Raw genomic sequence first — 1,093 nt, 5'->3', positions numbered from 1 at the left:
GGCGTTGGTGCACTTCGATGGTCGAGGCGAATGGTAGGATGACGACCTTTCGCACCCGGTCCCTTTGCCGATGCCGCACAAGCATAATGCCGATCGTCGTCACCAGATTCCGAGGATGTCGTTCAAGGTCCAGAACTGGGCAGAGTATGAGGCCGGGCTGCGCCGGCGCGGCGGCCTCACCTTGTGGATCGATGAGGATGCGCTGCGGAACTGGCAAAGCTGCGGTCCGAACGGGCAGCGTCGTTATTCGGCCGTCGCCATCCAGACCTGCCTGATGTTGCGCACGGCGTTCCGGATGGCGCTTCGCCAAGCCGAAGGGCTGCTCGGGTCGGTCATCACGCTGATGGGTCTGAGCCTGTCGGCGCCGGATCACACCACGGTCAGTCGCCGGGCGCTCACGTTGCCCGCACTGCCGCGTGAAGTGCCAGCCGGACCGTTGGATATCCTGATCGACAGTACGGGGCTTCAGGTGTTTGGCGCAGGCCAGTGGCTGCAGGAGAAGCACGGCACGAAGTCACGCCGGAGCTGGCGCAAGCTGCATCTGGCGGTGGATGCCGGCACCGGCATGATCGTGTCGCACACACTGACGGACCAGCATGCCGACGATCCGTCGCAGGTCGCGCCACTGCTCGATCAGATCGGTGGCGTGATCGCCCGGGTGATCGCCGACGGCGCGTACGATGGCGCCCCCACTTACCCGAAGGTGGCGCGGCACGGTGACGGCATCCAGGTGGTGATTCCGCCGCGCCCGACAGCGGTGGCCAGCTGCGAGCTGGGTCCCCCGACTCGGCGTGACCGTCATCTGGCGGTGATCCGCGAGCACAGGCGCCGCCTGGGCTGGCAGCAGGCCACCGGGTACGGCCGGCGCGCCCTGGTGGAGACGACCATGGGGCGCTACAAGGCGATCATCGGTGCGCGACTGCGAGCCCGTGGCTTCGCAGCCCAGCGGGCCGAGGCTGCCATCGGGGTGGCAGTGCTCAACTGCATGCTGGCCGCTGCACGCCCGAAATCCGCCCGCCGTGAGCGGGCCACCGCATAACGGCGTTGGGAAACGGCTGTTGCGTCCGCATTCATCGAGTGCACCAACGCCACG

At 67.2% G+C, this 1,093-nt stretch carries 1 protein-coding gene; it reads left to right on the top strand.

Annotation, left to right across the window (positions count from 1 at the left end):
• The first annotated feature begins 70 nt into the window (after positions 1–70).
• Positions 71–1,039 carry an IS5 family transposase gene (locus DID99_RS36690; RefSeq protein WP_124668732.1) on the top strand — a complete coding sequence of 323 codons (969 nt, stop codon included), beginning with the start codon at positions 71–73 and terminating at the stop codon, positions 1,037–1,039.
• Positions 1,040–1,093 lie beyond the last annotated feature (54 nt).

The sequence above is a fragment of the Burkholderia sp. Bp8986 genome (genome assembly GCF_003854225.1).
Lineage (GTDB): Bacteria > Pseudomonadota > Gammaproteobacteria > Burkholderiales > Burkholderiaceae > Burkholderia.
This window is presented reverse-complemented; position numbering and strand designations above follow the sequence as displayed.